This window comes from Paenibacillus spiritus (assembly GCF_008710135.1).
In the GTDB taxonomy this organism is placed as follows: domain Bacteria; phylum Bacillota; class Bacilli; order Paenibacillales; family Paenibacillaceae; genus Paenibacillus_AQ; species Paenibacillus_AQ glufosinatiresistens.
In genome coordinates this window covers 1-7,411 of the sequence record NZ_VYKK01000042.1, presented here as the reverse complement: position 1 = coordinate 7,411, position 7,411 = coordinate 1, and the positions used below count along the sequence as shown (strand labels likewise).

The 7,411-nt window shown below is 39.6% G+C and carries 4 protein-coding genes; all 4 read left to right on the top strand.

Features of this window, described 5'->3' with window-relative positions:
- Positions 1–114 precede the first annotated feature (114 nt).
- The 4 genes from F4V43_RS19290 to F4V43_RS19275 all read left to right on the top strand — a co-directional run bounded on the left by F4V43_RS19290 (position 115) and on the right by F4V43_RS19275 (position 6,908).
- The gene (locus F4V43_RS19290) at positions 115–915 is read left to right on the top strand and encodes a hypothetical protein (RefSeq protein WP_150459892.1); all 801 of its coding nucleotides are present in this window, start codon (positions 115–117) and stop codon (positions 913–915) included.
- 506 nt (positions 916–1,421) lie between these two features.
- Entirely contained in the window at positions 1,422–3,230 is a 1,809-nt protein-coding gene (locus F4V43_RS19285; protein ID WP_191089655.1) for an ATP-dependent nuclease, read from the top strand.
- 810 nt (positions 3,231–4,040) lie between these two features.
- A complete protein-coding gene (locus tag F4V43_RS19280; RefSeq protein WP_150459890.1) occupies positions 4,041–5,144 on the top strand; it encodes a hypothetical protein in 1,104 nt (367 codons plus the stop codon).
- Between the two features lie 645 nt (positions 5,145–5,789).
- Positions 5,790–6,908, top strand: a complete 1,119-nt coding sequence (locus F4V43_RS19275) for a hypothetical protein (protein WP_150459889.1) — start codon at positions 5,790–5,792, stop codon at positions 6,906–6,908.
- The last annotated feature ends 503 nt before the right edge of the window (positions 6,909–7,411 follow it).

Here is a 7,411-nt window from a genome sequence, read left to right as displayed (position 1 = left end):
TGAATCATGCTTAACTCTCCAATCGTTTTTCTCAAATCTTACCATAGTATTTAGTTTTCAGACACATCCTAGTATAATAGGGAAAAGCTAAATGATAATAATGGAGGATGTGCAATGAATAAAGAGATACCACTAATCGTACCCATTGCAGCAAGTTACTTTAAAAAGGCGATGGATTCACAAAATGATTTCTATTATAGAAGTATAGATATTAGATTATGTCTTGAGAGAATTGCTGATTCGATGATATATGAATTTGTTACTTCAGATATTAAAGAAAAATGGAATGGATATAAGTTACATAAAAAGTTATTGATGGCCAAAGAGTTTCTTGATAACAAAGTTGTATCAGACCTAATTGATGCAAAGGAATTTGGAAATATGGCTGCTCATGAAGGGGTGGAAGCCAATATTACTGAAAATAATATTGAGTTTTCATTAGAGGCCGTATCGAATTTCTCAGTTGAAATGTTCGTATCATATTTCAAGGTATATGGTTTTCATAATAATGGACCCAGTAAATGGGCACCGACAATATTAAGTGTATTACCACCTAAATATCGAATACAAATACTAAATAAATATTTAGAATATGATAAATCATACTTAGTTATAAGAAAGCTAACAATGGCATACTTGAAGAATGGTCAAAACAATGAGTGCTTTCAGTTTATAGAAAGAAGTTATAATGATCATTTGATTTCTAGGAATGAAGCAAAATTACTTAGTGATGATATGGAACTCTTAATGCGTAGCATTAGCTTATTACCTATATCAAAAAACCTAGAAATGGCAAGAGATAGTTTTCAGGATTTAATTACTTCAATTCCAGATAATGAGATTAATAAATTCGCTTTATTGGTTTCTATGATATTAGGAATTGAGTTGGTTGCATCCACAGATTCTATTACTTAGCTCCATATTCACGTTATGGGCAGACCTAAGGTTCTTGAGGAACCAGGCAGACAACCCTTCACTCCCTAATCGCATCGGGGTTGTTCCCTTCAGTCACTTAAAATTATTGCTCTAACGTGAAACGATAGCTCAATACAGACAGAAGCAGCCGGCCTTGAGGACCGGCTGCTTCTCGTTAAGTTAACGGGCAGGATACAATGGGAATAAATCGAATTAATTAATTGAACCTCATATTCTTCAAGGTAACATTATATCGATCGGAAATACTTAATCAGGAGCAATCAGAAATAGAATTAGCGAACCATCGAACTTTAAAATTGTGCTTTTCAAAGTTTATGTGAATGTCAGAACCTCGAACTCACTGAATGGTTATTCATAATTATTTGTGCCACTGATGATTACACTCCGCAGGTATACTCGAGATTTGAGCTGATAAAGGAAAAAACTTTAGACCTACATTTATCTAATAAAATAATCACGTTTAGATTGAGGAAAGGATGTTGCTTATGTGGCTCAAACAGTTATCTATCCGTGGGTTTCGCTCCTTCTCAGAGGATTCCGGTATAGTCTTTACTTCATTCAGCAAAATGAATCTTATTATTGGCTCAAATAATATAGGTAAGTCCAATTTAAGCCGCTTTATGGATCTCATTCGTGATAAAACACATGCTATTGGAACTCGGGATACCCAGGATTTATGGCAGACCAAAGGTTCAATATACGCTGATATGACTTTTGTTAAGCTGGATAATCCAAATCTGGGAACTCGTATTCAACTTAATGTAAAGAGTGATGGAAAAACCGTCATTACGAACAACCAGCCTTCGGAAGAAATACCAGTTGAGAAAGCGGTGCAATTATTTAGAAGGCATATTAAAGTTTTTACAGATGCTAGAGGTTACGTTAAAAATTCAATAAATAAATTCGAAGCGCAGATTGGCGGTGATCGTCCTTCCGACTGGGTGTTCAATAAAGCACGCCATGACCGGACATGGTTTAATCATTATAAAGACCAAATGCAGGCACATCTCTTCGACTTGTTAGGGGAAGAAGTTAGATTCAATGTGAGATCGTTTAACTTCACTACTAAAGGTTTTTATATCGAGGAACACGGCAGCGAGGAAGAAGTTTGGGCTGCCGTTGAAGCAGCTGAAAAAATGAATCGTGATCTAAAGATTGACTATATCCCGGAACGAGCTGAGTTCGAAATTCAATTATTGCGCAACGGCAATTGGAAGTCGTTCGAACTTCGCGATCTCGGCATGGGTGTTCTTCAATTTGTCTTGCTGCTTTCAGCTCTATACTTGCACAATGATGAGCATTTAAATATTTTTATCGAAGAGATCGAACTCAACATGCATGCCAGAGCGCTTAGTCAACTGATTCAGATTTTGGAGAGTCACTTTGTGAACCACCGGTTCTTCCTACTTACGCATTCCTCGGTTGTATTGGATCGGATTTCTGGTGACTACACAGTCTATCGACTAGAAAGAAGTAGCGATGGTTCTACTTCTGCATCCCTTTGCTCCAACCGAATTGATCTAAGCTTCGCGTTGGATGATCTAGGAATGAAACCATCGCAGCTGCTCCAATCCAACGTAGTCATATGGGTGGAGGGGCCGAGCGACAAGATATACATTAAGACGTGGATGGAACGTAAAGCTGCTATGAACGGCGTTGGCTTTATTGAAGGCAAAGATTACAGTTTCGTGTATTATGGCGGTGCTTTGCTTGATCACTACAGGCTGCTGGCTGAAGATGACGATAACCAGGATGCCCATATAGATAGCTTTATCGATATTCTGAAGACTAGCCGTTATTCGGTTATCGTGTGTGACAGTGACCTTGGTGAAAACCGAGTGACATTGAAGCCGCGCGTACTAAGAATCAAGAAGCGTCTCGAACTAATGCCCGAACTTTCACGCTATGTATCGCTGTGGATCACAGAAGGACGTGAAATTGAAAATTATGTGCCACACGGCTTGATGATTGAGGTTTTCACGAAACATGCCGTACGGCAGTTTTTTAAATATAAAGGCGAGCGCGTTAGACTGCACCATCCCGATCCTGCTTCATTAAATCACCAGACTTTTAACCGAAGTCACTCGTTTGATCAATTCTTCGCGCAGCTCTATACCCGAAAAAGTGATAGCAAAGAATATACCGATGCAGTCGTGAGAAGCGTTTCAGATGTAGATAAAGTTCAGATAGCTCGATCTGTTTCTGCTTTATGGGGAGAGTGTCATTTCTCAGAATTAGACCTTGATGAGAAAATGGATCAGCTTATAGCTTTCATCCGTCATGCCCAACAATAGAAGTAAAAAAGAACATGAAGAAGAGAAGCGGTAGCATGAAAATGGAAAGATCTGATCAAGAGGTAATAGTGAAGAAGATTTTTATCGAGTGCATCCCGGAAACGTTGTTCCCCTTGTTATCGACACTCAAAAAATGGTCCAATGGATGAAGAGCCAAGGTTTTCCTAGGTATTGGGGTAATTGGTGATCTATATGATGAACTGCTTGTTCTCGGGAGTACATGGGGGATAAGTATTGGGCTAACGAGAAACGATCGTTGAGTCAAGGAATGGAAGGCCTCCGACTACTTCGGCGGCCTTCCATGGTTACTATGCAGATTAGACTTTGCCCCTTTTAGCAGGTTGGCTAGTACGCACCGCTTACACACTTAGGGATGGGCCCGATAGCCTCATTAAGTGAACCGCATCGTAAATTACGTTTAAGCTAACGGGAAACGATAGTTTAACGACAACAGCGGTAGTCTAAGACTTTATTTATCAAGTCTTGGTCCGCCGTTGCTTCTTTAAATTAATCAGTCTAAACTCATTATTCAAAAGCTGACAATTTCTCAATTCAAAAATCGCGTTAAAATCAAAGACTCCAGTCTAACACTTTATTTTCAATGAACACCACAGACCGGGCGTCACACTGCAGCCCCCCCATATCCAAAATTTTCCTTGATAGGTTAAAGTGAAAGTCTCTTACAGGTATAAATAGATATATTGAGGGGGAATTAACATAACGATTTTAGCGATGTATCGTTGGGGGAATAAAGCAGTATTTGTATCTGATTTCCGGGTTTCCTACGGTGGTGGGAACCAGGTAGATGTCTTGTCCAAGTTTGTTTCGTTCGAAAATAAACTTGGTATTTTCACTGCGGGTAACTTGCCATTATGGCAAGGCGCTGTGCCAATTATCGAGTCGGTTATGCATGAGGTTACGATGGATAATGTAGCGCAGCAAGATGGGCCACTGCAGCTGGCCCTCCAACGGTATACGGAATCAATTACTACCGATCGTAATAAACCCAAACCGCAGTATGGAGGAATTGGGTTCATGATTGACGAGGATAATGGGATCAATACCGTCTTTAGTTTAGAAGGGAAAGCTTCAGAAGGTCTTCGAATAACCCCTCTTGGCGACGGATGTATTGTTATGGGGAGTGGCAAACAAATTCCTATGATTCAGGAAAACTTGGGCGACCTCCTGAACAAGCATATAGCGGAGAGACCTGGTAATATACCTGAAGTTGAATCCGTGTTAAAACGAGAAGTTACGGAGTACATCAGTCGATGTGGAGCATCCGCTTACCACAAGTTGGGCATATCACCCGTTTTTGCAACCTCCCGACTTGCTAAAGGCTATTTTAGTATGACGGGGATAGAAATTAGTGGGGGCAGTTATTCCACTTATGAACCTCCGCGAAGCTATCATTATTCGTTTCAACGTAAAGATGGGCAATTGATGCTCCAAGATCATCTTGAAGGCAGATACATAGTTGTTAATGAAATTATGGATTACTCTGAGATAACGGTTGATGAAATGTTTGATCCAATGGGGTTAACAGAGGGCTTTGACCCATGCATTTGTACGGTAGGAGATACGGTGTACTTTATGAACCAATGGGTTGAAAACGATTTTTTTGACCGTACCGTATACAAAACGGGGGTTTTCCACTTTAAAGGTCAGCTTATGTGTAATCCAAACTATCAGAGGCTTGCGCAATTCGGATTAGAAGAGTTAAAGAAGCCGGAGACGGGATCTTATGTGAATACGGGTAATATTGTTTTAAATATCCCGGCTGAGAAATGCAGTTCATTTGAGGCGGGTATCAACACACAGATATTAAACCATCCATGGATGGCCGAGCATATCACCAATTACGAAGACTTCTATCGAATAAATAACGATCCGCCAGCGGACTCAGGCAACTAACCAGTTCTCTGCTGTTGTGTTGCTGAAGATAACCGGTGCATTTACTGCAGGAGGGCGTACCGACCTCCCACTTCGCTCCATCGAATGGATAAGCTTAGGAATGGCGACTCAACGGTGGGGTTCTCGGTTTTAGTCGGACGCGCCGGGTGTCAGAATAAAATAATGTCATAGATGAAAAATAAAGTATTAGACCGGGGGAATAAAGTGTAGGGAGAAAATATAGTACTACACTATAGAGAGCATTAACCGAAACAAACGGGAAACGGTAGTTAAACGATAACAGCGGCAGTCTTAGACTTTATTTATCAAGTCTAAGAATGCCGCTGCTTTTTTTAACTGATCACCTAAAACTTGTTATTCAAAAGCTGACGATTCCTCAATTCAAAAATCGCGTTAAATCAAAAACTCCAGTCTAATACTTTATTCTCAACGAACATAAACGATTACGTTAACGAGTGACGATAGAATGGAAGCGATCCATCGCTTATTTTTGAACGTTTCGCGTAATTTTTGGGCAGGATTGCTTAATGAATTGGTTATCTTGGATTTAAGTAATAAGCTATGCTGTAGTAAGGTTTTCTTCAGAGCAGGAAACATTGCTTCAATCATGTCCAGAATAGAAAAACGAATGAGGGGAGTTAACTCATGAAAGGGAATTTATTTACGTCTTATTACAGTCAGTTAGAGAATCAACTAACAGAGGCATTTATAAAAGTTTTAAGGTATGGTACACCTGAATTAACCCAATCCTTTTTGCTCTATGCCGGCATTGAAGGTGATTACGGGGACTTTAAATATGACTTTCAATTTGGTACTGCAGTACAGAGCCGTTACAACCGCAACATCCTCATAGGAATTGCGGAGACGGCAGAAATTGATGAGGAACCCACGAAAGAGGAAGAAACTCAGGATAGAGAATATGAGGGTATAGCAGATGGGTACTTGCATGCAGCAAAAGGTTCGCTTGCTGTACTATTTGAAGTAAAAAGAGGTGCGGGTATCTTGAACCGTCCTCAATTAAATGCTCACAAGCGTCGGTTTAAGTGGATGAATCCAAATCAGGTAGAGGAACGGCTCCTTACGTGGAGAATGGTGCTCGAGTTCTTAAGAACAGAGCGAGAAAAGTATAAATCGATTCATCGAAATGTGCTGCTAATCGATGGGTTTATAGAGTTTTGTTCGTATCATTTAATCGGGAAGGTATCTTCCGAACTTACTCCTGGTGAGATAATTAATCGTTACGATTTGAGTGGTTATCTTATGGAATTACATGACTTCGCAAGCAATTTCCCTGGAGTTACACCTTTATTGAGCAAGAGCGGTTCCATCGAGTATTATGCAGTTGCCCCGAATGGTGCGAAACGTGTATTTTTCACTCTGTGGTATGCAAGAGAAATCATAGTCTTGAAGCCGAAGAAAATGGTGGGTCTTTACTTAGACCTATTAGTGGCCAAAACATTCTTGCAAAATGTAGAAATTTCCTATAACTACAAGACTCAAGAAACATTTATTATGTTCGATTGGATTCAGTCGAGAGAACACTTACAGTTGCTTAGATCTTGGATCACTACTACATATCAGAATAAGATTAACAACCAGTCTATCGATATTCAGAAGTTCATAAGCAATAATAAAATTACACTTAAAGACTTTGAGAATTCGCGGATTGGGCGAGAAGATGACTCGTTCTTTCACGTTAAGGGATATCAGAATGGTATTGAGCCTTTGAGAAAGGCTATTCGTTCAATCTTAAGTTTAGGGTGAACGAGGATACAATTTTTATTGATACCATCAGACAAAAAGAGTGACACACTCTCCTTCTTTCTTCAAAAGTTCATATTTTATTTTTGTATATAATTTTGGAAACAAGACAATAAAGAAAATATAAGTTGTCACTAGCTTTTTATTTAGTTTATCTAAATACAATCTTGTATAAATTGGATGAAAATTGTATTATTTACGTAATAATTTAAAAATATTCTGATGGGGCTGTCTCAAAAGGGTCATAAAATGACCTGAGAGACAGCCCCGTTTTTTTGCTGGTGGAATACAAAAAGAAACCGTTCTTTAGTAAAATGGAGGTACCACCCAACCATATACGAAAGGAACAATTTCTTTGTACATTCAATATAGCATGGATCAACTTTATCTGCCAATGGATTTGGAAGAGGATATCCCCCAAAATCACGTTGTTCGGGTCGTCAACGACATGGTGGAACGCATCGATGACTCCCTCTTTGCCGCCGCTTACCCAGGCGGAGGCCGCC

Excerpts from the sequence above, each read along its gene's own strand:
- F4V43_RS19290 (WP_150459892.1), top strand. The coding sequence starts at position 115 with ATGAATAAAGAGATACCACTAATCGTACCCATTGCAGCAAGTTACTTT.
- F4V43_RS19285 (WP_191089655.1), top strand. The coding sequence starts at position 1,422 with ATGTGGCTCAAACAGTTATCTATCCGTGGGTTTCGCTCCTTCTCAGAG.
- F4V43_RS19275 (WP_150459889.1), top strand. The coding sequence starts at position 5,790 with ATGAAAGGGAATTTATTTACGTCTTATTACAGTCAGTTAGAGAATCAA.